The sequence below is a fragment of the Mycobacterium sp. NPDC049093 genome (assembly GCF_040704635.1).
Classification (GTDB): Bacteria; Actinomycetota; Actinomycetes; order Mycobacteriales; family Mycobacteriaceae; genus Mycobacterium.
In genome coordinates, this window is record NZ_JBEZJS010000003.1 from 812,001 (window position 1) to 832,390 (window position 20,390).

The 20,390-nt window shown below is 67.7% G+C and carries 20 protein-coding genes and 1 pseudogene; 8 read left to right on the forward strand and 13 right to left on the reverse strand.

The genetic code is table 11. The features are described 5' to 3' along the window. Window positions 1-9: 9 nt before the first annotated feature. Complete coding sequence (locus tag AB0876_RS14395; RefSeq protein ID WP_491838724.1) at window positions 10-594, reverse strand: TetR family transcriptional regulator; 585 nt, start codon at window positions 592-594, stop codon at window positions 10-12. Window positions 595-635: 41 nt separating this feature from the next. On the opposite strand from AB0876_RS14395, the pseudogene AB0876_RS14400 reads away from it, so the two are divergent. The 3 genes and pseudogenes from AB0876_RS14400 (at window position 636) to AB0876_RS14410 (ending at window position 3,332) form a co-directional block, all read left to right on the forward strand. Beyond that, window positions 636-1,698: pseudogene (locus tag AB0876_RS14400) on the forward strand (DUF1214 domain-containing protein). Then, on the forward strand, window positions 1,695-2,882 hold the full coding sequence (locus AB0876_RS14405) for a sulfotransferase (protein WP_526042245.1): 1,188 nt from the start codon (window positions 1,695-1,697) through the stop codon (window positions 2,880-2,882). The pseudogene AB0876_RS14400 and the gene AB0876_RS14405 overlap by 4 nt, the downstream one beginning before the upstream one ends. 69 nt (window positions 2,883-2,951) lie before the next feature. Further along, the gene (locus tag AB0876_RS14410; protein WP_491838721.1) at window positions 2,952-3,332 is read left to right on the forward strand and encodes a PaaI family thioesterase; all 381 of its coding nucleotides are present in this window, start codon (window positions 2,952-2,954) and stop codon (window positions 3,330-3,332) included. Window positions 3,333-3,334: 2 nt separating this feature from the next. On the opposite strand, the gene AB0876_RS14415 is transcribed toward AB0876_RS14410, so the two are convergent. The 3 genes from AB0876_RS14415 to AB0876_RS14425 all read right to left on the reverse strand — a co-directional run bounded on the left by AB0876_RS14415 (window position 3,335) and on the right by AB0876_RS14425 (window position 6,469). Continuing rightward, a complete protein-coding gene (locus AB0876_RS14415; RefSeq protein ID WP_491838720.1) occupies window positions 3,335-3,922 on the reverse strand; it encodes a DUF1707 SHOCT-like domain-containing protein in 588 nt (195 codons plus the stop codon). A gap of 23 nt (window positions 3,923-3,945) precedes the next feature. Continuing rightward, entirely contained in the window at window positions 3,946-5,769 is a 1,824-nt protein-coding gene (locus tag AB0876_RS14420) for a penicillin-binding transpeptidase domain-containing protein (RefSeq protein WP_526042246.1), read from the reverse strand. 91 nt (window positions 5,770-5,860) lie between these two features. After that, a complete protein-coding gene (locus AB0876_RS14425) occupies window positions 5,861-6,469 on the reverse strand; it encodes a TetR/AcrR family transcriptional regulator (protein WP_526042247.1) in 609 nt (202 codons plus the stop codon). A gap of 75 nt (window positions 6,470-6,544) precedes the next feature. Between AB0876_RS14425 and AB0876_RS14430 the strand changes: the two genes are divergently transcribed. Beyond that, complete coding sequence (locus AB0876_RS14430; RefSeq protein WP_526042248.1) at window positions 6,545-7,105, forward strand: peroxiredoxin-like family protein; 561 nt, start codon at window positions 6,545-6,547, stop codon at window positions 7,103-7,105. Window positions 7,106-7,123: 18 nt separating this feature from the next. Here AB0876_RS14430 and AB0876_RS14435 read toward each other — a convergent pair whose 3' ends face one another. Genes AB0876_RS14435 through sigI form a run of 5 tightly spaced genes read right to left on the reverse strand, consistent with a single transcriptional unit; the run spans window position 7,124 to window position 12,479 of the window. Beyond that, on the reverse strand, window positions 7,124-7,978 hold the full coding sequence (locus AB0876_RS14435; RefSeq protein ID WP_491838716.1) for a GNAT family N-acetyltransferase: 855 nt from the start codon (window positions 7,976-7,978) through the stop codon (window positions 7,124-7,126). Window positions 7,979-8,033: 55 nt separating this feature from the next. Beyond that, window positions 8,034-9,188, reverse strand: coding sequence for a flavodoxin-dependent (E)-4-hydroxy-3-methylbut-2-enyl-diphosphate synthase (gene ispG, locus AB0876_RS14440; RefSeq protein WP_491838715.1), 1,155 nt, complete (start codon window positions 9,186-9,188; stop codon window positions 8,034-8,036). 13 nt (window positions 9,189-9,201) lie between these two features. Beyond that, on the reverse strand, window positions 9,202-10,422 hold the full coding sequence (locus AB0876_RS14445) for a M50 family metallopeptidase (protein WP_491838714.1): 1,221 nt from the start codon (window positions 10,420-10,422) through the stop codon (window positions 9,202-9,204). Next, entirely contained in the window at window positions 10,419-11,603 is a 1,185-nt protein-coding gene (gene dxr, locus AB0876_RS14450) for a 1-deoxy-D-xylulose-5-phosphate reductoisomerase (RefSeq protein ID WP_491839330.1), read from the reverse strand. Before dxr ends, AB0876_RS14445 begins: the two co-directional genes overlap by 4 nt. A gap of 30 nt (window positions 11,604-11,633) precedes the next feature. Further along, complete coding sequence (sigI, locus tag AB0876_RS14455; protein WP_491838713.1) at window positions 11,634-12,479, reverse strand: RNA polymerase sigma factor SigI; 846 nt, start codon at window positions 12,477-12,479, stop codon at window positions 11,634-11,636. A gap of 93 nt (window positions 12,480-12,572) precedes the next feature. Here sigI and AB0876_RS14460 point away from each other — a divergent pair, with 93 nt between their 5' ends. Next, entirely contained in the window at window positions 12,573-13,415 is an 843-nt protein-coding gene (locus tag AB0876_RS14460; RefSeq protein ID WP_491838712.1) for an NmrA family NAD(P)-binding protein, read from the forward strand. Between the two features lie 24 nt (window positions 13,416-13,439). Beyond that, a complete protein-coding gene (locus tag AB0876_RS14465; RefSeq protein ID WP_526042352.1) occupies window positions 13,440-13,880 on the forward strand; it encodes a nitroreductase family deazaflavin-dependent oxidoreductase in 441 nt (146 codons plus the stop codon). A 22-nt stretch (window positions 13,881-13,902) separates the two neighbouring features. Here AB0876_RS14465 and AB0876_RS14470 read toward each other — a convergent pair whose 3' ends face one another. Both AB0876_RS14470 and AB0876_RS14475 read right to left on the reverse strand, forming a co-directional pair. Beyond that, window positions 13,903-14,721: a DUF4097 family beta strand repeat-containing protein gene (locus AB0876_RS14470; RefSeq protein ID WP_491838711.1), complete on the reverse strand. Its 819-nt coding sequence runs from the start codon at window positions 14,719-14,721 to the stop codon at window positions 13,903-13,905. Window positions 14,722-14,741: 20 nt separating this feature from the next. Next, on the reverse strand, window positions 14,742-15,215 hold the full coding sequence (locus tag AB0876_RS14475; RefSeq protein ID WP_491838710.1) for a histidine kinase: 474 nt from the start codon (window positions 15,213-15,215) through the stop codon (window positions 14,742-14,744). Between the two features lie 107 nt (window positions 15,216-15,322). On the opposite strand from AB0876_RS14475, the gene AB0876_RS14480 reads away from it, so the two are divergent. Next, window positions 15,323-16,444: a hypothetical protein gene (locus AB0876_RS14480; protein WP_491838709.1), complete on the forward strand. Its 1,122-nt coding sequence runs from the start codon at window positions 15,323-15,325 to the stop codon at window positions 16,442-16,444. 51 nt (window positions 16,445-16,495) lie between these two features. On the opposite strand, the gene AB0876_RS14485 is transcribed toward AB0876_RS14480, so the two are convergent. Next, window positions 16,496-17,797, reverse strand: coding sequence for a hypothetical protein (locus AB0876_RS14485; protein ID WP_491839328.1), 1,302 nt, complete (start codon window positions 17,795-17,797; stop codon window positions 16,496-16,498). Between the two features lie 257 nt (window positions 17,798-18,054). Further along, window positions 18,055-18,924, reverse strand: coding sequence for a TIGR03619 family F420-dependent LLM class oxidoreductase (locus AB0876_RS14490; RefSeq protein WP_526042249.1), 870 nt, complete (start codon window positions 18,922-18,924; stop codon window positions 18,055-18,057). Between the two features lie 47 nt (window positions 18,925-18,971). On the opposite strand from AB0876_RS14490, the gene AB0876_RS14495 reads away from it, so the two are divergent. Then, complete coding sequence (locus AB0876_RS14495) at window positions 18,972-20,306, forward strand: cryptochrome/photolyase family protein (protein WP_526042250.1); 1,335 nt, start codon at window positions 18,972-18,974, stop codon at window positions 20,304-20,306. The last annotated feature ends 84 nt before the right edge of the window (window positions 20,307-20,390 follow it).

Genomic DNA, 20,390 nt, shown 5'->3' on the forward strand with positions numbered 1-20,390 from the left:
GCTTAATCGTCAGCCCACCGACAACGCCCCCAGCGCCGTGCGCACCCGCTGCGGCAGCGACCCGCCGTGCTCGAGCCAGTCGTCCAGTGCGATGCGCACCGCCGCCATCGCGAGCGCGCCGATCAGGCGCGGCCGGGCGTCGTCCGGGGTCAGGTCGGCGAATCTGGGGGCCACCAACTCGGCGATCGCCGTCTCGTAACCGACGTAGATCTGCAGCGTCCAGGCGCTCAGCGCCGGCGACGACCGGGTCAGTACGGCCAGCTCACGCACCTGATCGCTGATCGTGTCGAAGCCGTCGCCGAGGTCTCCGAACGCGGCCACCACCGCTTCGTGCGCCGACAATCCGCTGGGCTGGGCGGCCAGTTGCGCGGTGATCACGTCCAGCCAGTGCCTGGTCATCCCGTCGGCGACGGCGTCCTCCTTTGAGGAGAAGTACCGGAAGAAGGTGGCCCGTCCGACCTCTGCCTCGGCGGCGATCTGTTCCACCGTGGTGGCTGCCAGCCCGCCGGCAGCCACCAGCGCGGCGGCGCATGCGGCGATCCGGTCGCGGGTGGCCTGCCGCTTGCGAATGTTGAGGGGAATCGGTTCGGTCATTTCACATATGAGACTACGTCTCATTTGAGACCCTGTCTCGCATGAGCGAAGAACGCGCCCCGAAAACCCTCGAAGCCTGGCAGTTCGTCCAGAAAATGCTCGGCGACATCACCGAGATCGTGAAAGGCGATGCCCGCGACGAGCGCGAACTGCTCGACGGGCTACGGGTGGTGTCCCGGGTGGCGGCACTGTGCTCGGAACTGTCGGTGGAGGCCGACCCCGAAGTGCCGTGGTTCTTCGACATGTGCTCGCCCACCCGGATGGTCGGCGGCCCCAATCCCGACGGCCGCTACCTACTCGCGATGATCCGCGGCGACCGCACCTACCGGATCACCGGAACCCGCGGCACCACCGCCTATCTGGGTTTTCAGGTGCTTGCCGGCAACCGGCATGACGCCGCGACGGATGGCCGCCTACCTCAGCGACACCGATCTGAAGCTCGACGGCGACACCTTCACGATCGTCGTGTCGGCCGAGCGGCCGGCCGGACTCGACGGCGCGCAATGGCTGCAGATCCCCGCCGACGCCGCCTCGATCGTGGTGCGTGAATACGTCGGCGACGCGGCCACCGAGACCCCGGCAACCCTGCAGATCGCGACCCTCGACGCCGGTCCCCCACAAGCGCTGACCGACGCCGAGGTGGCCGATCAGTTCACCGCGATGGCCTGGACGCTGATGAAGCTGACGACTCTGCACCGCACCATCAAGCCGGAACTGCTGACCCGGCCCAACGAGCTCGTCACCGCCGAGGCCGCCGCGCTGGGGTCCGCGGACACCACACCCGACAACCTCTACATGATCGGCACGTTCGACCTTGCCGACGACGAGACGCTGCAGCTCGAATTCATCCCGCCGGACACCCGCTACTGGAACGTGACGCTGGAGAACATCTGGCACGAGTGCATCGAGCCCCGGCGCCGACACAGTTCGGTGACGGACAAAGGCGTCGCGGCCGACGCCGACGGCAAGGTGCGAATTGCCATCGGCAACAAGGACTCCGACCACGGCCACTGGCTGGACACCGGCGGCCGTCGCCGGGGGTTCGTGGTGCTGCGCTGGCTGGACAATCCGGCTGCACCCGAGGTGAAGGTGACGGTGCGATGACCCAGCACCGTTTCGATCCCGACACGCTGATCGCCCAAGCCTGCACGATCGCAGACAGCGACGACTTCGGGGAACCCGACGGCTGGCGCAAGGATCTCACACGCCTGGCCGACGGGCTGGCAGGCGAAGCCCGGCTCAACGACCTGGGTATCGAGATCGCCGTCATGGACATCGTCAACCCGCTCGTTCACCGCCTTCGAATCATGCAGTGGCGCAAGGACAATCCGGCTGTTGCGGCTACCCCAGTCGAGCGGCCCATCTTCATCGTCGGTCAGCCTCGCACCGGCACCACCATCCTGTTCGACCTGCTGGCCCAGGATCCCGCGCTACGACCGCCCCTCACCTGGGAGGTCGACGCGCCATGGCCCTTGCCCCGACCCGATACCTACACCACAGATCCGCGCATCGCCCAGATCCAGGCGAACATCGAGATGTCCGAGCAGCTGGTGCCCGGTCTGTTGGCGCATCACCCGATGGGAGCACTGGTCGGGCAGGAGTGCGTGCGGATTTCGGCCGGACAGTTCTGCAGCATGATCTTCTCGACCCAGTACCGGCTACCCACGTACTACCGCTGGCTGCTCCACGATGCCGACCACCGCAACGCCTACCGCTACCACCGGATGTTCCTGCAACACTTGCAGTCCGGAGTGCCCGGGCCAGGTACCGCACCCCAGTGGCTTTTGAAATCGCCTGCCCATCTGTGGCAACTGGACGCGTTGGTCGCCGAGTACCCGGACGCGCTGATCGTGCAGACCCACCGCGATCCGCTCAACGTGATCTCCTCGATCGCCGCGCTCACCACGCACCTGCGTCGACTGGCCTCCGATCACAGCGACATCACCGAATGCGCCACGCAATCGCGCGAGGAGATCGTCGTCGGGCTGGAGAACTCGATGAAGGCCCGCGACTCCGGGATACTGGCCGCGGGCCAGATCGTCGACGTCCAGTTCGCCGACTTCATCCGCGATCCGTTCACCACGATCCGCGGCATCTACGAGGCACTGGACCGCGAGCTCACCCCGGTGGCCGAACAGCGCATGCGGGACTTCCTGGCTGCACACCCCGGGGACAACGGCGGCGCGCGCTACACGTGGAGCAACACCGGTCTTGATGCCGGGGAGGTTCGCGCCCAGGTCGCCGGCTATCAGGAGCGGTTCGGCGTCCCCACCGAAGCGCTGCGGTAACCGCTGCGAGAGCGCCCCTCTCATGAACCGGTAATGGTGTTACCGTACGGGGATGACTGAGGCACGGCGATGACCGAAACCGTTCATGTGCTGCAACTGCTGGACTACCGCGAGGTCGAGTCGAGCGCCGACCGGCTGGTACTCGAAATGGACAACCGGCCCGACCTCGCCAACGTCCGCGGCGCCCTGCAGGGCGGGCTGGTGGCCACCCTGATCGACATCGCGGCAGGGATGCTGGCCGGCAATGCCAGCGGGGTCGGCTACGACGTGACAACCGCCGACCTCAACATCCACTTCCTCGCGCCGATCATGGGAACGGCTCGCGCGGAGGCGAAGGTCGTACGGGCCGGTAAACGCCTCATCGTGACCTCGGTCGACGTCACCGACGTCACCCGCGACCGACTCGCGGCTCGCGCGACCCTTACGTTCGCGGTGCTCGAACCCCGCTGAGATCAGGACCGGCGCAGCGTTAGCTTCCAGTTGCGCCGCGGCCCACGGATATCCACCGAACCGCACACCACCTTGCCGGTCAGGATGATGTGTGGGGAACCGTCGGCCGGCGCGTCGCGACGGTGATCGTCGGCGCTGCCCACGATCACCTCGACGTCATCGATGGAGGCGCTCGCGCCGTCCGGCAACCGGATCTCCACCGACCCGAATTTCATGTCCAGCTCGATGACCACCATCGGCCCGGCGAACCGGGCCCGGGTCAGATCCAGCTCCACCGAGCCCATCCGGCGCACCAGTGCCAGCCGGGTCGGAACGGTCCATTCACCCTGACGTTTCAGTGAGCCGAGCACACCCCGCAACTCGACGCGGTCGGTGGCGGTGGTGACGATGGCTCCAGGTCCCGGCAGATCCCCCACCAGCGCATCGAGGTCCGAATGCAGACGGGCGTGCGAGACCATCGCCGAGCGCTCCTCGAACTCGGCGATGTCGATCAGTCCGAGTGCCACGGCATTGTGCAGCCGCCGCAGCGTGCCATTGCGGTCCGCATCGGAGACCCGTAGGTCCACAGATTGTTCATTGATCCCTGTCATGGCAGGTTCAACGGTACCGCCGTTCAGGCCAGGTAGTCCGGGGGCAGGCTGTCGAACATGGTCTTGCACATCCGCACCGCGTACTCCGAGCTGCCGCCACCGACGATCAGCGCAGCGAACGCCATGTCCCCGCGGTAGCCGGCGAACCAGGAGTGCGAGCCCCCCATGAACTCGGCCTCTCCGGTCTTGCCGCGCACATCGCCGAGCCCGTTGAGATCCTTGGCCGTGCCGTTGGTCACCACCAACCGCATCATCGGCCGTAGTCCGTCCACCATCTTCGGGCTGATCGGCGCCCCCGCGCGGTCGACCATGGTCTGGCGGCCCTCGATGAGTTGCGGCACCGGCGTCCTGCCCGCCGCGACGGTCGCGGCCGCCAGCGCCATGCCGAACGGGCTGACCAGCACCTTGCCCTGACCGAAGCCGTCCTCGGTGCGCTCGGCCAGGTCCACCGTCGGCGGCACCGAACCGGTCAACGTGTTGAGGCCGTCCACCTGGTAGTCGGTACCGATGCCGTAGCGCGCAGCAGCCTGGGTGAGACCGCGCGGCGGCATGCGGCTGGCGAGTTCACCGAAGGTGGTGTTGCACGAATTGGCGAATGCGCGTGACATCGGAACGGTGCCGAGATCGAATGCGTCGTAGTTGGTGACGGTCCGGTGCCCGATGTCGAGCGTGCCGGGGCAACCCAAAAGGGTGTTGGGCGTGGCCATGTCGCGCTCGATGGCCGCGCCCGCGGTGACCATCTTGAAGGTCGATCCGGGCGGGAACTGGCCCATCGTGGCGAGCGGTCCGATGGCGTCGGCGGCCCCGTTCTGCGCGACGGCCAGGATCTCGCCGGTGGACGGTTTGATCGCGACGATCATCGCCTGCTTGCCCGTGGTGTTGACCGCGTTCTGTGCGGCGTCCTGCACGGAGCGGTCCAGGCTGATGGTGATCGACGGTGCCGGATCACCGGGCACCTCGTTGAGCACGTCGACATCGACGCCGTTCTGATTGACCGTGACGACCCGCCAGCCCGGCTGACCGTCGAGCTGGTCGGCCACCGATCTCTTGACCTCGTTGACGATCGCCGGGGCGAAAGTCTCGTCGGTGGGCAGCATTTCGGGTTGCGGGGTGATGACGACGCCGGGCAGCCGGCCGATGGCGGGCGCGATCCGGTCGTTGTCGGCTTGCCTCAGCGTGATCAGGCTCATCGGCTGCGCGGACGCGCTGGCCTGTTCGGCAAGTCGCTGCGGGTCGCCCAGGGCGGGGTCGAATCCCCGCAGGGCGTCGGCGGCCGCACGGGACGTCGGCATCAGCGCGGCACCGGCCGCTCGCGCGTCGAGTGCGTAGGCATAGATGTAGCCGGGCACCAGCACGTCGGTACCGCCACGCTCGTTGACCGATGCCCGTCGCGGCGCGTCGGCCCGCAGGGCAAAGGTCTGGTGCTCACCCAGCCTGGGGTGCAGTCCGGTGGCGCTCCAGCGCACCTCCCACCGACCCTCGTCGCGGATCATGTTGAGTTGGCCGTCGTAGGTCCAGCTGCGGTTCTTCGGCAGGTGCCAGGTGTAGCGGTAGGTGACGCTGCCGGTGTCCCCGGCGTACTTCGAACCGAGGATCTGCGCGTCGAGTCCGGTGGCCTGCAAACCGTTCCACGCCTCACCGAGGGCGGTTTTGGCATCGTCGGGCCGGTCGGCCAGCGCCGCCGCGGCGGCGGTGTCACCAGTGGCCAGCGCCGCGAAGAACTGTTCGGCGGCGGGCTCGGGCCCGTCGGGCCGCGGGGTGCAGGCACTGAGCGCCGTGGCCCCGAGGACCGCGATGACCGTCAACAGGCCTGCGGTCCGTGTGACTGATGATGTTTGAGTTGCCATTGAGGCTGATGTTAGAAACGTCGACGCCGGAATCGTCGGAGGCGCACCGATACCGAACCGAGACTGTGGTGAGACCGACGAGTTGCCCGCTTCACACGTCCAGCGCACTCAACAGGATTTCGAGGCCGCGCCGGAACTCCTCATCGGGCCCGATCCCTGCGGCGGCAGCCGCGGTCTCCGACAACAGCGGGTAGTCGCCGGCCGGCAAACCCGCCAGGACCTGAGTTCCGGGCCCGGCCAGGCTTCCCAGTGTCTCGATCTCAAGCGCTCCGAAGATGTAGGCGAGCAGTGCCCGGAACGCGTAGACCCGTCGCCTGCCGTCATATCCGGCGGCTGTGAGCACGCCGAGCACCGACTCACCCCAGCACAGTGACGCCGGCGAGCGGTGCCGATGCGTGAGCATCAGCGGTGCCACCGCCGGATGCCGCGCAGTCGCCGTACGTACCCGCTCGGCGAGCTCAGCGAGCTGGTGGCGTGTCGATCCCCGCGGCAACGCGAGGTCGACTCCGTCGAGCACGAGGTCCACCACCATCGCTTCGAGCTCGTCCCGATCGGCCACGTAGCGATACAGCGACATGGTGCCCATGCCCAACCGACGAGCGACAGCACGCATCGACAGACCCGCCAGCCCGTCGGTGTCGACGACCTCGAGCGCGGCGGCGGCAACCTGACGTTGGGTGAGTGAGCGTGGGCGAGGCATGACGATTGACAGCGTACACCGTACTCCTATAGCGTCCAATCATAGGCGTACAGCGCACTCTAACCAGGAGGAGCCGTGACCACATCCGCCTCACCCAAGGCGCCCACAACCATCGGCCGATACCAATTCCGCAGTGTCACAGGCGAACACATACCGGTGCCCGATCCGAGCGATCTGGTCCACCTACAGTTCAGGCGCTTCGCCGGCTGTCCGATCTGCAATCTGCATCTGCAGTCCTTCGTCGCCCGGCATGCCGAGATCAACGCCGCGGGCATCCGCGAAGTGGTCTTCTTCCACTCCCCTGCCGCCGAATTGGCCGAGCACACAGCGGATCTGCCGTTCGCGACGGTCGCCGACCCGGACAAGGACATCTACCGGCAGTTCGGCGTGGAGTCCAGCCCCCGCGCCCTGCTCGATCCCCGCAGCTGGCCAGCGATCATCCGGGGCAGTGCCCTGACCCTGCGCGGGCGATTCCGCGCCCCGGCCGGCCGGCAGGCCGGTGGACGACTAGGGCTACCCGCGGATTTCCTGATCGCACCGGACGGCGTGGTACTCGCGGCCAAATACGGCGCTCACGCCGACGATCAATGGTCGGTCGACGAGCTGCTGGCACGAGCCGCCGCCGGACAGCGATGACGCCCGGGCCCGACGCGCTCAGTCGAGCAGGATGGTGGCGAACGTGCCGACCTGTCCGAAGCCGATGCGGGCGTACGTCGCCCGGGCCACGGTGTTGTAGCTGTTGACGTACAGGCTCGCGATACGGCCCGAGGCCACCACGGCGGCCGCCAGCGCAGCCGTCCCGGACGTGCCGAGCCCATGGCCCCGCCACTCCGGATGCACCCACACACCCTGGATCTGGCCGACCGTGGGCGACTGCGACCCGACCTCCGCCTTGAACACCACCTCGCCGCGCTCGAACCGGGCCCACGCCCGTCCCGCGGCGATCAGGCTGGCGATGCGGCGACGGTAACCACGTCCACCGTCGCCCAACCGCGGGTCGACACCGACCTCGCCGATGAACATGTCGATGGCCGCCACCAGGTAGGTGTCGAGTTCCTCCATCCGCACCGGGCGGACCGCCGGGTCGATCGCGCAGATCGGCATCGAGTTCAACGCCATCAGCGGCTGCTGCTCGCGGACGTCGCGGGCCGAACCCCACACCGATTCCAGCCGACGCCACATCGGCATCACCAGCTCGGCGCGGCCCACCACCGAGGAGCAGCGCCGCGCGGTGCTCATCGCCTTGTCCGAGAAAGCCTTGAGATCCTCGGTGTCCCCGCGCAGCGGGATCAGATTGGGCCCGGCGTAACACAGCGATTCGGTGACGCCGCGCCGCGTCCACAGCTCCCCGCCGATCGCGCCGTGCTCGACGCCGAACTCGGCGACACGCGCGGCCACCATGCACGACCCCACCGGGTCCTCGTCGAACACCTGCAGGCAGGAGGTGGCGTCACGCACCACGGACACTCGTCGCTCGTCGACGAGTCGAAACAGCGGCGGAGCCGACATTGGCGATTCCCTCTGCTCAAGCCAAGGCTGGGTGACCCCGCTCACAGGGTCGCTATCAGCTTACGGTCACCACAGGCGAACCGCTGGCATCATCTGAACCCGCGGATTCCGCCAGGCGCATCGCCTCTTCGATCAGGGTCTCCACGATCTGCGCCTCGGGCACGGTTTTGATGACCTCACCCTTGACGAAGATCTGGCCCTTGCCGTTACCGGAGGCAACGCCCAGATCTGCCTCTCGGGCCTCGCCCGGACCGTTGACCACACAGCCCATCACCGCGACCCGCAGCGGGACGTCGAGTCCGTCCAGCCCCGCGCTCACCGCGTTGGCCAGCGTGTACACGTCGACCTGGGCGCGCCCGCAGGACGGGCAGGACACGATCTCCAGGCCACGCGGTCGCAGATTCAGCGACTCCAGGATCTGATTGCCGACCTTGACCTCTTCGGCCGGCGGCGCCGACAGGGACACCCGGATGGTGTCGCCGATGCCCTCCGACAGCAACGCGCCGAACGCCACCGCGGACTTGATGGTGCCCTGGAACGCCGGACCCGCCTCGGTGACACCGAGGTGCAGCGGGTAGTCGCACTGGGCGGCCAGTTGGCGGTACGCCTCGACCATGATCACGGGGTCGTTGTGCTTGACGCTGATCTTGATGTCGCCGTAGCCGTGCTCCTCGAACAGCGACGCCTCCCACAGCGCGGATTCGACCAGCGCCTCAGGCGTGGCCTTGCCGTACTTCTGCAGCAGCCGCGGATCCAGCGAGCCGGCGTTGACGCCGATCCGGATCGGGATGCGCGCATCCCCGGCGGCCTTGGCCACCTCTTTGACCCGGCCGTCGAACTCCTTGATGTTGCCGGGGTTGACGCGCACGGCGGCACAGCCGGCGTCGATCGCGGCGAAGATGTACTTGGGCTGGAAGTGGATGTCGGCGATCACCGGGATCTGGCTGTGCCGGGCGATCTCGGCGAGCGCGTCGGCGTCCTCCTGCCGGGGGCAGGCCACCCGCACGATGTCGCAGCCCGAGGCGGTGAGTTCCGCGATCTGCTGCAACGTCGAGTTGATGTCGTGCGTCTTGGTGGTGCACATGGACTGCACCGCGATCGGGTGCTCGCTGCCGATGCCGACACCGCCCACGTCCAGCTGACGGGTCTTGCGGCGCGGCGCCAGGGTCGGCGCCGGGGGCGCGGGCATTCCCAAACCGATGGACGTCATGTTGTCGGTTCTCCTACTGGAAGATGCTGAGTGGGTTGACCAGGTCTGCGGTCACGGTCAGCAGCATGTAGCTGACCACTACCAGCAACACCACGTACGTGGCGGGCATGAGCTTGAGGTAGTTGACCGGGGCTGCGGCCACTTTGCCGCGGGCCGCCCGGAACATGTTGCGGATCTTCTCGTACGTCGCCACCGCGATGTGGCCACCGTCGAACGGCAGCAGCGGCACCAGGTTGACCGCGCCGAGCACAAAGTTCAACTGCGCCAGGAAGAACCAGAACGCCACCCACAGCCCGGCCTCGACCGTCTCGCCACCGATGATGCTCGCGCCGACGACGCTGATCGGGGTCTCCTTGTCGCGCTCACCGCCGCCGATCGCGTCTACCAGGGCCCCGATCTTGGTCGGGATCTTGGCCAGCGAGTGGGCCAACTGGACACTCATGTCGCCGGTGAACGAGATCGTCGCGGGCACCGCGGTGATCGGGTTGTACTGCGTCGGCGGCTTGACGGGGACGGCGCTGACGCCGATCGCGCCGACGGTGGCCGCTTCCTTGGCGTCCGCGCTGGTGAACCGTTGCGTCTGGGTCACGTCGACGACGGTGGTGATGGTCTGACCGTCACGCTTGAGTTCGATGGACACCGGACCGTTGAGTTTGCGGACCGCTGCGGCCATCGCGGAGAAATCGGACACCTGCGTGTCGCCGACCTTGACGATCTCGTCACCGGCCAGGATCCCGGCCTTCGCCGCCGGCCCGGCACCTTGGCACTCACCCATCTTCTCCAGGGTCAGTTGCGGTGCGACACAACCCGTTTCACCCACGATGGCGGTGGTGGGCTGGTTGATGTTGGGCAGACCCCACATGATCGCGATGGCGTAGAGGAGCACGAACCCGATGATGAAGTTCATCGCGGGCCCGGCGAACAACACCGCGACGCGCTTCCACACCTTCTGCTTGTACATCGCATACGGCCGGTCTTCGGGTGCGATCTCGTCGACCGACGTCATGCCGGCGATATCGCAGAACCCACCCAGCGGGATCGCCTTGAGGCCGTACTCGGTCTCCCCCAGCCGGTTGGGCCGCCGCGTCGACCACAGCGTCGGGCCGAAGCCCACGAAGTAGCGTCGCACCTTCATCCCGGTGGCGCGCGCCACCCACATGTGCCCGCATTCGTGCAGGGCCACCGATACCAGGATGGCCAGCGCGAACAGCGCGATGCCGATAACGAACATCATTTGGTGACGAGCCCTTTTCTGACGGATTTCTGCTCGACCGTGCGCCGTGCCAGTTCCTTGGCCCACCGCTGCGCGTCGAGTACTTCTTCCACGGTAGCGGGTTCGGCGGCCCACTGGTCGGCAGCGTGCAACACGTCACCGACGGTTTGCACAATCGCCGGGAACGGGATGCGGCCCGCGAGGAACGCCTCGGCCGCCTCTTCATTGGCGGCGTTGTACACCGCGGTCAGGCATCCCCCGCCGGTTCCGGCCGCCCGCGCCAGGTTCACCGCGGGGAACACTTCGTTGTCCAGCGGCAGAAATTCCCAGGTGGAGGCGGTGGTGAAGTCACAAGAAAGGGCCGCACCCGGTACCCGTGCCGGCCAGCCCAGCGCCAGTGCGATCGGCAGTTTCATGTCCGGTGGGCTGGCCTGGGCCAGTGTCGAGCCGTCGGTGAAGGTGGCCATCGAGTGCACGATCGACTGCGGATGCACCACGACCTCGATGCGCTCGTAGTCGATGCCGAACAGGAGGTGGGTTTCGATCAACTCCAGGCCCTTGTTGACCAGGGTGGCCGAGTTCAGCGTGTTCATCGGGCCCATGGACCAGGTCGGATGCTTGCCGGCCTGCTCCGGGGTGACCGATTCCAGGTCGGCGGCCGACCATCCGAGGAACGGACCGCCCGACGCGGTGAGCACGATCTTGGCGACCTCGTCGGCGGTGCCGCCCCGCAGGCACTGGGCCATCGCGGAGTGTTCGGAGTCCACCGGGACGATCTGACCGGGTCCGGCCGCCTTGAGCACCAGGGGGCCACCCGCGACGAGTGACTCCTTGTTGGCCAGGGCCAGCCGCGCACCGGTGGCCAGGGCGGCCAGTGTCGGCGCCAGCCCCAACGCCCCGACCAGCGCGTTGAGCACCACATCGGCTTCGGTGTTCTCGACGAGGCGGGTTGCCGCGTCGGGCCCGGCATAGGTCACGTCGCCGACCTTCTCCGCGGCGGCCGCGTCGGCCACCGCGATGTTGGTCACGCCGGTCGCGGCGCGCTGGGCGGCGAGCAGGTCGGGGTTACCCCCACCGGCAGCCAGGCCGACGACCTCGAACCGGTCCGGATTGGCTGCGATGACGTCGAGTGCCTGCGTGCCGATGGATCCGGTGCTTCCGAGGATCAGCACGCGCTGCCGCGCCGGGGAATCGCTCACCAGACCATTGTGCCGCGCTGTGACCGGCGTCCCCTAATGCGTACGGGCCGACGGGTCGGCGGTGGCCTCGATCTTGAGTACCACCCCGTCGCGGATGGTCAGCACCACGACGGCGAACAGCCGGCGCCGGTCGTAGGCCAGCAGCACCGGCTCGGCCGCGCACACCACCGTCGCGCCTGGTCCGAGGTAGCGGAGCAGGTTTGTCGCGACGTCCCGGCGGCCGTGGTTGACCTGACGCAGGGCCGGGTCGGTGAGCACGGTGCCGACCCCCCAGACACTCGGGTCGAGCACCGAGGCCAACGCCGCCACGTCGCCGTTGGCACACGCGGTGATGAACGCATCGGTGACCTGTCGGTGCTCGTCGGTGCTGACCTCATCCAGCGTCGGCGCGGCGCCGGTCACCTTCGTCCGGGCGCGGCGCGCCAGCTGGCGGCACGTTCCGACCGGGCGTCCCACGGTGTCGGCGATGTCGTCGAACGGGATCCGGAAGATGTCGTGCAGTACGAATGCAACGCGCTCGCCGGGACTGAGCCGGGTCAGCACCGCCAGCAGTGCCGAGCCGACCTGGTCGTCGAGCGTGACGCGGTCTGCCGGGTCGGAGCCGACAGCCGCGGTGGTGTCCAGTGCCGCCGAGCCGTCGGGGCGCTCGAACCGAGCCCGGGCCGACCGCAGGAGGTCCAGGGACAGCCGGCCTGCCACCACGGTCAACCAGGCGCGAACGTCATCGAGATGTTCCTGGTCGGCGCCGGCCAGCCGCAGAAACGCCTCCTGGGCGATGTCCTCGGCGTCGCCGATGTCGCCCAGCATGCGGTAGGCGAGGTTGACCAGATAGGGATGGTGGTCGCGCCACGCCGCCTCGAGACCGGCAGATCCGTTCATGTGTCTACGACGAATCCGCGGCCCGAAAAGTTACTCGCGGCCTTGAATTGGTGCCGCTGTAACTTTTCGGACGGCCGCCCCGTCCTTGATTGCATGAACACAATTCTCGTCACGGGCGCAACCGGCAATGTCGGCCGCCCGCTTGTCACCGAACTCGTCCGTGCCGGTGCCCAGGTGCGCGCGGTCACCCGTGATCCGCAGACCGCGGCATTCCCTCCCGGCGTCGAACTGGTCCCGTCGGCCGCCGAGGGCATGGCCGGCGCATCGGCGGTATTCCTCAATTCCCGGGCGCTGGGGCAGGAGCTGGCCGCGACGGTCGAACTGGCCCGCGCCGCCGGGGTGCAGCGCCTCGTCGCGTTGTCGGCGATCAATGCCGATGACGACGACTCCCGCCAACCGTCACGTGTGCGCGGGGACCGCAACCGCGAGGTCGAGGAGCTGGCCGTGGCCTCCGGCCTGGAGTGGGTCAGCCTGCGCCCCACCGTGTTCGCATCCAACTTCGCCGGCATGTGGTCGGCGCAGATCCGGGCCGGCGATGTGGTGAGCGGACCGTATGCCGGCGCGTCTACCGCAGTGATCGTCGATGCTGACATCTCGGCCGTCTCTGCGGTCGCGCTGCTCACCGATGACCTTGTGGGACAGCGCATTCCGCTGACCGGCCCACAGGCGCTGACCAACACCGAACTGGTGGCCACGATCGGGCGCGTGCTGGACCGGCCGCTGCACTATCACGAGGTGCCCACCGAGGTGGTGCGGCAGCGGTTCGTCGATCTGGGTTTTCCGCCCGCGTTCGCCGATGCCTACATGGGCCTGTTGGCCGACACGGTCGAAAGGCCCGCACTGGTCACCCACGAGGTGGACAAGATTCTCGGGCGGCCGGCCACGCCGTTCGCCGATTGGGTAGCCGACCACCGCGAGATTTTCGCCAATAACTGAGGAGGACAAGACATGTCGGAACACGTGACCGAGCCCCACCCACCGCGGTGGCTCAAGCCGATGAACAGGGTGATGATGGCGGTGCAGAGCCTCGGCATCCCGACCGGCCCTGCGATGGTACTCACCGTTCCGGGCCGCAGGACGGGTAAACCCCGCAGCACTCCGATGACGCCGTTCGACCACGACGGCGGGCTCTACACCGTTGCCGGCTACCCCGGCTCGGACTGGGCGGCCAATGCCCGCGCCGCCCGTACCGGAACGCTGACCCGGGGCCGACGGTCCCGGACGGTCAGGATTGTCGAACTCACGCCGGACCAGTCGCGTCCGGTGCTGCGAGCGTTCGCGGTCAAGGTTCCGGTCGGTGTCGGGTTCGCCAAGCGCAGCGGCCTGGTGGTCGACGGCACACCCGACGAGTTCGAGGCACTGGCAGGACGTTTGACGGTGTTTCGGTTCGATCCGGCCTAGCGCGCCGCGGACAACCGGTCGGCTAAGCGGAGTGGCCCGCGGACACCGGACCGACGGCACGGCGGATCGAGATGTCTCCCGATCCGGTGCGGGCCTGGAGCCTGAAGGTCTCGTCGCCGTCGGCCGGGCCGTCCGAAGACTGCAACCCGTTGTCGACAGTGCCGGAGTGGGTCTTGAGTTCGAGCCGCGCGGCAGTGCCCTCCGGAATGCCGACTTCGACCTCGCCGCTGCCGGTTTGCGCACTCAGTGCACCGTTGACGGCTACGGCGATGGTGACAGAACCCGAGGCGGTTTGATGCCTGGCGTGACCGCGCAGCGTTCCGACGGTCAGGCTGCCGCTGGCCGCCTGGAACTTCAGATCGCCATCCACTCGGTCGATCTGCGCGTCGCCGGACGCCGTGGCGATCCGCGCGTTGCCCGTCAGATCGCCGACGGTGATGTCACCGGAGGCGCTGTCTGCCTTGAGGTTTCCCACGAGAGTGGCCACCCGCATCGCTCCGCTGGCCGTGGCGAGGCGGCAGTCCGAGTACCCACCGTCGGCGTCGATGTCGGCCGACGCCGAGGACAGGTTCAGCCGGGAGCCGGTCGGCAGGGCGATGTCGACGCGGACCGCTCCCCCGCGCCCCATCGACAGGACCTTCCGGCCTGCGGTCACCACGAGGGTGCCGTCGTGAAAATCGATCCGGGCCTGCTCGGCCGCACGCACGTCGGAGGTGCGTTCGGGATCCCGCGGCTTGATGTCGACGACGGTGTCGTCGCGGTCGGTGGCTGCCAGGTGCACCGAGCCGGCAACGACTTCGACGACGGCCGTGATGGGTTCGGCGGTGTGGAACTTGGGCATCGGTTTCTCCTGTCGATCGGTCAGCGGACCCAGCCGCTGAAGGTCTTGTCGGTGCCGCGACTCGGACGCCCGGTCCGACCGAGGGCCGCTGCGGCGGAACGTACGAGCCAGGCATTCACGGACACACCGTCGCGTCGAGCGGCGGCCTCCACTCCGGCACGAAGGCTGTCCGGGAGTCGTAGTGACACGCGCCAGGTACCGCCGTCGCCGTCGTCGGGGACGTCCACGACGGGCTGCGCGGGAGCGTCGGCCTCCGCGGACTCGACCGCGAACTCGGGGTCACGCCCGTTGAGCCGGACGTGGACGGATCCGGGAGCGAGTTCACGGGTGATCTGCTCGGCCGCCTCGGACAGCGCCTCCAGCAGTGCCAGCCGCAGCGCCGAATCCAGTGGCACGGTCAGTCGCTGGGCCAACGCCTCGGCCTCGACTCCTCCCGCCGCGGCGGCCACGCCGAGTTCGTGCCGGACGGTGTCGACATACGGCTGCAAGTCCATGCTGTCATATTGACATCATTTCGATGTCATCACAAGCAGCATGTTGACGCAATTCCACCGCGGCGCGCGCTGACGGACCACCTCGGCGCGACCGTATGCTCAGGCGGATGAACTCCGCCGAGGACGCCCGGACGATCCCCGTCACTGCTCGGACCGAGTACCTGACCAGCCGCCACGGGGCGACCCTGGCCGCGGCGGGCACCGCGGGAGTGGCCGGCCTGGCCGCACTGGTGGGCCTCAACTACCTCGGGGCACCAAGCCTTCTCACTGCAGTGGTCGCGGCACTGCTCGTCACCGTGGCGTTGGGCACGGCCACGTACGGGCGCCTGGAGAAGCCGGGCGCGGTGCTGATCACGGTCGATGCCGACACCGTCTATCTCGGCGATGAGACCCACGCGATCGTCAGTTACCCGTTGTCGTCGCTGACGGCAGTGAGCCGAGCAGGTCCGGCCGGTGAGACCGCGGCGACGACCAACACCCGGCGCCTGACGGTTCGTGGCCAGAACTACCTGACACTCACCTTCGCCACCGGCAGTGACGCCACCAACGGCACCGACGAGTGGCGGGTGGCTGTCGTCGGATCCGATCCCGCGGCAGCCGAGATCCTGCGCCGCCTGCGGGCGACGCTGCCCGATGCCGAACCCGACGACGTCGAGACGCCTGCCGCGCCGTCGACGCCCAACCCCACATCGCGGATCGCCGACGCCGGTACCGACGAGGCGGCAAAACGGTTGTGGGAGGAAGCATCCCGGCGCCACAACGAGATCCTGAGCGCCTATGGCAGTTACGAACTGGACCCGACGATGATGCTGCGCTATCCAGCCATCACCGATGTGACGGTCGATACCACCCAAACTTTCCACGTCGCGCTCGATGAGGCAGCGGCCCTGCGCACCGAGGACTATCCGGGCAACAGGAGCCTGGCCGACGCCTACCAACAGGCAGTGGTCACGCTGCGCCGAGCCTGGATCGCCTGCGAATCACACGGCAAGAAGGTCGGCACCACCTATCTCGAACCGGCCGACCAGACCGAATTGGACACTGCGCTCAAGCTTTACAACCACGCGGAATCGAGTACGGCACCAGCCGAGCAGGCGGCGTATTACGGGCGGGTCCGCGACATCGTCACCAAACTCGTCGACCGCGGCGTCCTGCATCCACCCAAAGTCCAACTGGTGCAGCTGGAAGGCGTCACCCGGCGGTCCATCGAGGCCGCAAGGCCGAGCTGAACTCAGTGGCCGCAAGGCCGAGCTGAACGCAGTGGCGGCCCAGCTGACGAGTCAGATCGCGCCCGGCGCGAGGAATTCTCCGGTGAGCGAGTACGTCCCCGTCGCCTCTTCGACACCCGCGAGCTCGATCCGGACCGCCAACCGGTGCTCGTCGATCTCCCGGTCCGTCAGCCAGATGTCGACGGCCTCGCGTTCGTAGGGCTCCAGGGCGCCGCGTTGCATCGCCTGTGCGCGAACGGATTCGAAAGCCTGCTGCGAGATGTCATCGAAGGAGAAGGTCTGCCGTCCCGAGTTGTACGACTCGTCGGTGATCTCGGGCAACTCTCCCGGTACGACGATGATCTGGCCGGCTCGGTCACCGGTCTGGAAATCGAGCATCACACCGCCGTTGGTCTGGACTTCGCTCGGGCGCGCTGTCGGTGTGGCCCGGTGTGTGCCCCGGATCTCGAAGTTGGTCAGCACCCGGTCTGAGGGGGCGATCCCGGCGAGCGCCAAGCCGTCTCGCGCCTTCTGGAACGAGACCGCGAAATCTGCCGGGTCGAAGATCTCGCCCACGGTGCCATCGGGCAGCGCGTCGATGGTCTTGCTGCCGAAAGTACCGGTCAGAATCACCGGAGCGCCGGGGCCCGACCGCTTGATCTCCAGGGTGTCCAGTTTGCTGAGCCGGCCCTGTGAATCAAGTTGGCGCACCATCTTGTCGACGATCGCGTTCAGATCGGTCGACGCGATGTCGGTGGCGAGAAATGTGCTGTCTTTGCGCTGAACTCGCGGCGATGGAGTGGTGAACGCGTCTCCGCCGTTGTTGATGTACACGGTCGTCGTGTCGCCGTTGGTCGGGTCGAGCACTGTCCCGTAATCCGACCCGCTGCCGGTGAGGCGGACATCGAGCAGATTGTTGGCCGCGGCCGGGCCGAATTGCGCGGTGATCGCGCGGATCATGCCGTCCCGTCGGACATTCAGATTCATGCTCTTGGACTTGGGCCCGGCGTCGGCACGCGGCGCCGCGGGGGCCGATGCGTTGGTGAGCGAGATGTGCCAGGCATCGCCGACGCCGAAGATCACCGTGAGCGCCACCAGGATGGTGACCGCCGGATAGATCACCGCCCACTTGCCGGGCTGATCGTGGAACTCGGGTGGGCGGGCCGGCTCGCGGGGCGGCAGCCGCTTGGGTGGCAACACGGTATCGGGGCTGTCGGTCAGTGACCGGAAGTCACCGCGCGACATCGAGGCGATCCACCGCGCCTGATAGGCGGTGTCGTGCGGCGGGCTGATCGTCGCGGTCACCAGCGTCGGCTGCAGATCATCCTCGGCGAGGATACTGCGGGTCAGTGCGTCAACCCGTACCGGCACCATTTCGCCGAGGGTCTGCTCGACGAACGGATCGAGTTCGGAGACGCGTGATGGCCGGGGCGTCAGCGCGACTCCCCCGACGATCAGTGGAATCGACAGCAGCAGCGCGACCCACCAGGAGTTATAGGCGCCCAGTCCGATGCCGAGAGCGATGAGCACACCGGCCGCGCCGGCCTGGCCGACCCGCACCGTCCGCTTCACCGTCGCTCCTCTGCACTGTTTGCTTTTTCAAAAGCATAGGGCGATCTGGGCGAGCTGCTCTACTGCACCTTCGCGATGATCGTCTCGGCGAACTGCTCGATGGGACCGCGGAATCGGTCGACGCCGCTGGCGCCGTTGGGCATTGAGAGCCAGGGCGCACACATCACCGCGGTGATCCCGTGATCCTCGGCCCGCTTGTACAGGTCCGGCGAGGGCGGATCCAGCAGTGCCAGGATGATGTCGAACGGCTCGTCCTGCCGCCCGTAGTCACGGCGCAGTTCGGCCAACCTGGCGGTGTAGCGGGTGGCCTGCTCCAGGGTGTACGCGTAGCCGATCCAGCCGTCGCAGGATCGGGCCGCACGCCGCAGCGCCGCCTCTGATTCACCGCCGCACAGGATCGGCACGGGGGCGGGCGGATGAGGTTCGATCATCAGCTCGGGAATCGAGTAGTACCGCCCTTCGTACGACACCCAGCCGCCGCGCCAGATCTCGCGCAGCGCCGGGATCATCTCGTCCAGCCGCTTACCGCGAGTATCGAAATCCTGGCCCATGAGCTCGAATTCCTCACGCATCCAGCCGACCCCGACCCCGAGGGCCACCCGCCCACCGGAGATCACCGCGGCCGTCGCCACCTGCTTGGCGACCTCGAGCAGCGGACGCGCGGGCGCCACGTACACGGCGTTGGAGAACTGCAACCGGCGGGTCAGCGCCGCCATTGCCCCGATCAGTACCCAGGAGTCCGGCCACGCTGTCTCCGGTGCCCACGGCGGCTTGCCCGTCGACGAGTCCGGGTACGGCGACGACAGCTCGCGCGGATAGATCATGTGATCCGAGCAGACCATGCCGTGATAGCCGGCCTCGTCGAGCAACGGCGCCACCGCCAGCGCGTCGGCGGTGTCCATGAATGCCGTACCGCTCCAGAACTGCATCTGCGACCTTCCGTGTATTCCGGTGTGTTCATCGGCAGCATGGACACATGCCCACGCTGCTCTGGTTCCGGCGAGACCTGCGGTGCCACGACCATCCCGCCCTGTTGGAAGCCGCACGAGAAGGCGGCGAGGTACTGGCCTGCTACGTGCTCGATCCGCGACTGGAGGCATCCGCGGGTGCACGTCGCCTGCAGTATCTGTACCGGGCGTTGCGCAACCTGTCCGACAACCTCGACGGAAAACTTCTGGTGACTCGTGGCCGACCAGAACAGCGGATTCCGGTTATGGCCCGGGCCATCGGCGCCACCTCGGTGCACGTCTCGCAGGACCACTCGCCGTTCGGCCGGCGCCGCGACGACGCGATCCGGGCCGCCCTCGGCGAGATCGCCCTGTGTACGACAGGATCGGGCTATCTGGTGTCGCCCGGGAGGATCACCAAATCGGATGGAGCGCCGTATCAGGTCTTCACGCCGTTTTTCCGCGCCTGGCGCCGGCACGGCTGGCGCATGCCTGCGGATTCCGGGCCCGATTCCGCGCGCTGGATGGACCCGGCCGACATCTCTGACGACGTCGGCGCCCGCGTCGACATTCCTTCTGTCACAGTCCAACTGACGTTCGAAGCAGGAGAAGACGCGGCGCGGTCGCAGTGGCGGGAATGGGTGGCGGAGGAATTGGCCGATTATGCGGCCCGGCGCGACCGCCCCGACCTCGATGCCACCAGCCGGATGTCGGCACACCTCAAGTTCGGCGCCATCCACCCACGCTCCATGGCCGTTGACCTCGACTCCAACGACGAGTCCTACCTGAGGGAGCTGGCCTTCCGCGATTTCTATGCCGCGGTGCTGTACCACTGGCCCGACAGCGCGTGGCGAAACTGGAACCGCGATTTCGACGCGATCGAAGTGGACGACGACGAGGCGGCCCGGCAGGCATTCGAGGCGTGGAAGGACGGCCGGACCGGCTTCCCCATCGTCGATGCCGGGATGCGCCAGCTCGCCTCGACAGGGTTCATGCACAACCGGGTGCGCATGATCGTGGCCTCGTTTCTCGTCAAGGACCTGCACCTGCCATGGCAATGGGGTGCGCGCTGGTTTCTGGACCAGTTGATCGACGGCGATCTGGCCAACAACCAGCACGGGTGGCAGTGGGCGGCCGGTTGCGGCACCGACGCCGCACCGTACTTCCGCGTTTTCAATCCGAACCTGCAGGGCGCGAAGTTCGACCCCGACGGCGACTACATCCGACGCTGGATACCGGAGTTGGCCGATGTCGCCGATGTGCACAAACTCGGCGCCGGCCGACCGCGGTCCTATCCGGAACCGCTCGTCGACCACGCCGAGGAGCGACAGGAGGCCCTGCGGAGGTACCGGCGTCTCGGTTGAACCCCCAGGGCCGGCGTACGACGCAGTGTCGTATGTCAGAATGTGCGGAAGCCAAGCCTGAAGCCAGTTCGATCCGGAGGAGCA

Coding starts and splice junctions, on each gene's coding strand:
- AB0876_RS14410 (WP_491838721.1), top strand. CDS start 2,952: ATGACCGAAACCGTTCATGTGCTGCAACTGCTGGACTACCGCGAGGTC.
- AB0876_RS14475 (WP_491838710.1), bottom strand. CDS start 15,215: ATGGACTTGCAGCCGTATGTCGACACCGTCCGGCACGAACTCGGCGTG.
- AB0876_RS14470 (WP_491838711.1), bottom strand. CDS start 14,721: ATGCCCAAGTTCCACACCGCCGAACCCATCACGGCCGTCGTCGAAGTC.
- AB0876_RS14485 (WP_491839328.1), bottom strand. CDS start 17,797: ATGGTGCCGGTACGGGTTGACGCACTGACCCGCAGTATCCTCGCCGAG.
- ispG (WP_491838715.1), bottom strand. CDS start 9,188: ATGACGTCCATCGGTTTGGGAATGCCCGCGCCCCCGGCGCCGACCCTG.
- AB0876_RS14490 (WP_526042249.1), bottom strand. CDS start 18,924: ATGCAGTTCTGGAGCGGTACGGCATTCATGGACACCGCCGACGCGCTG.
- AB0876_RS14415 (WP_491838720.1), bottom strand. CDS start 3,922: ATGACAGGGATCAATGAACAATCTGTGGACCTACGGGTCTCCGATGCG.
- AB0876_RS14420 (WP_526042246.1), bottom strand. CDS start 5,769: ATGGCAACTCAAACATCATCAGTCACACGGACCGCAGGCCTGTTGACG.
- sigI (WP_491838713.1), bottom strand. CDS start 12,479: ATGAACGGATCTGCCGGTCTCGAGGCGGCGTGGCGCGACCACCATCCC.
- AB0876_RS14395 (WP_491838724.1), bottom strand. CDS start 594: ATGACCGAACCGATTCCCCTCAACATTCGCAAGCGGCAGGCCACCCGC.
- AB0876_RS14445 (WP_491838714.1), bottom strand. CDS start 10,422: ATGATGTTCGTTATCGGCATCGCGCTGTTCGCGCTGGCCATCCTGGTA.
- AB0876_RS14460 (WP_491838712.1), top strand. CDS start 12,573: ATGAACACAATTCTCGTCACGGGCGCAACCGGCAATGTCGGCCGCCCG.
- AB0876_RS14480 (WP_491838709.1), top strand. CDS start 15,323: ATGAACTCCGCCGAGGACGCCCGGACGATCCCCGTCACTGCTCGGACC.
- AB0876_RS14495 (WP_526042250.1), top strand. CDS start 18,972: ATGCCCACGCTGCTCTGGTTCCGGCGAGACCTGCGGTGCCACGACCAT.
- AB0876_RS14435 (WP_491838716.1), bottom strand. CDS start 7,978: ATGTCGGCTCCGCCGCTGTTTCGACTCGTCGACGAGCGACGAGTGTCC.
- AB0876_RS14425 (WP_526042247.1), bottom strand. CDS start 6,469: ATGCCTCGCCCACGCTCACTCACCCAACGTCAGGTTGCCGCCGCCGCG.
- AB0876_RS14405 (WP_526042245.1), top strand. CDS start 1,695: ATGACCCAGCACCGTTTCGATCCCGACACGCTGATCGCCCAAGCCTGC.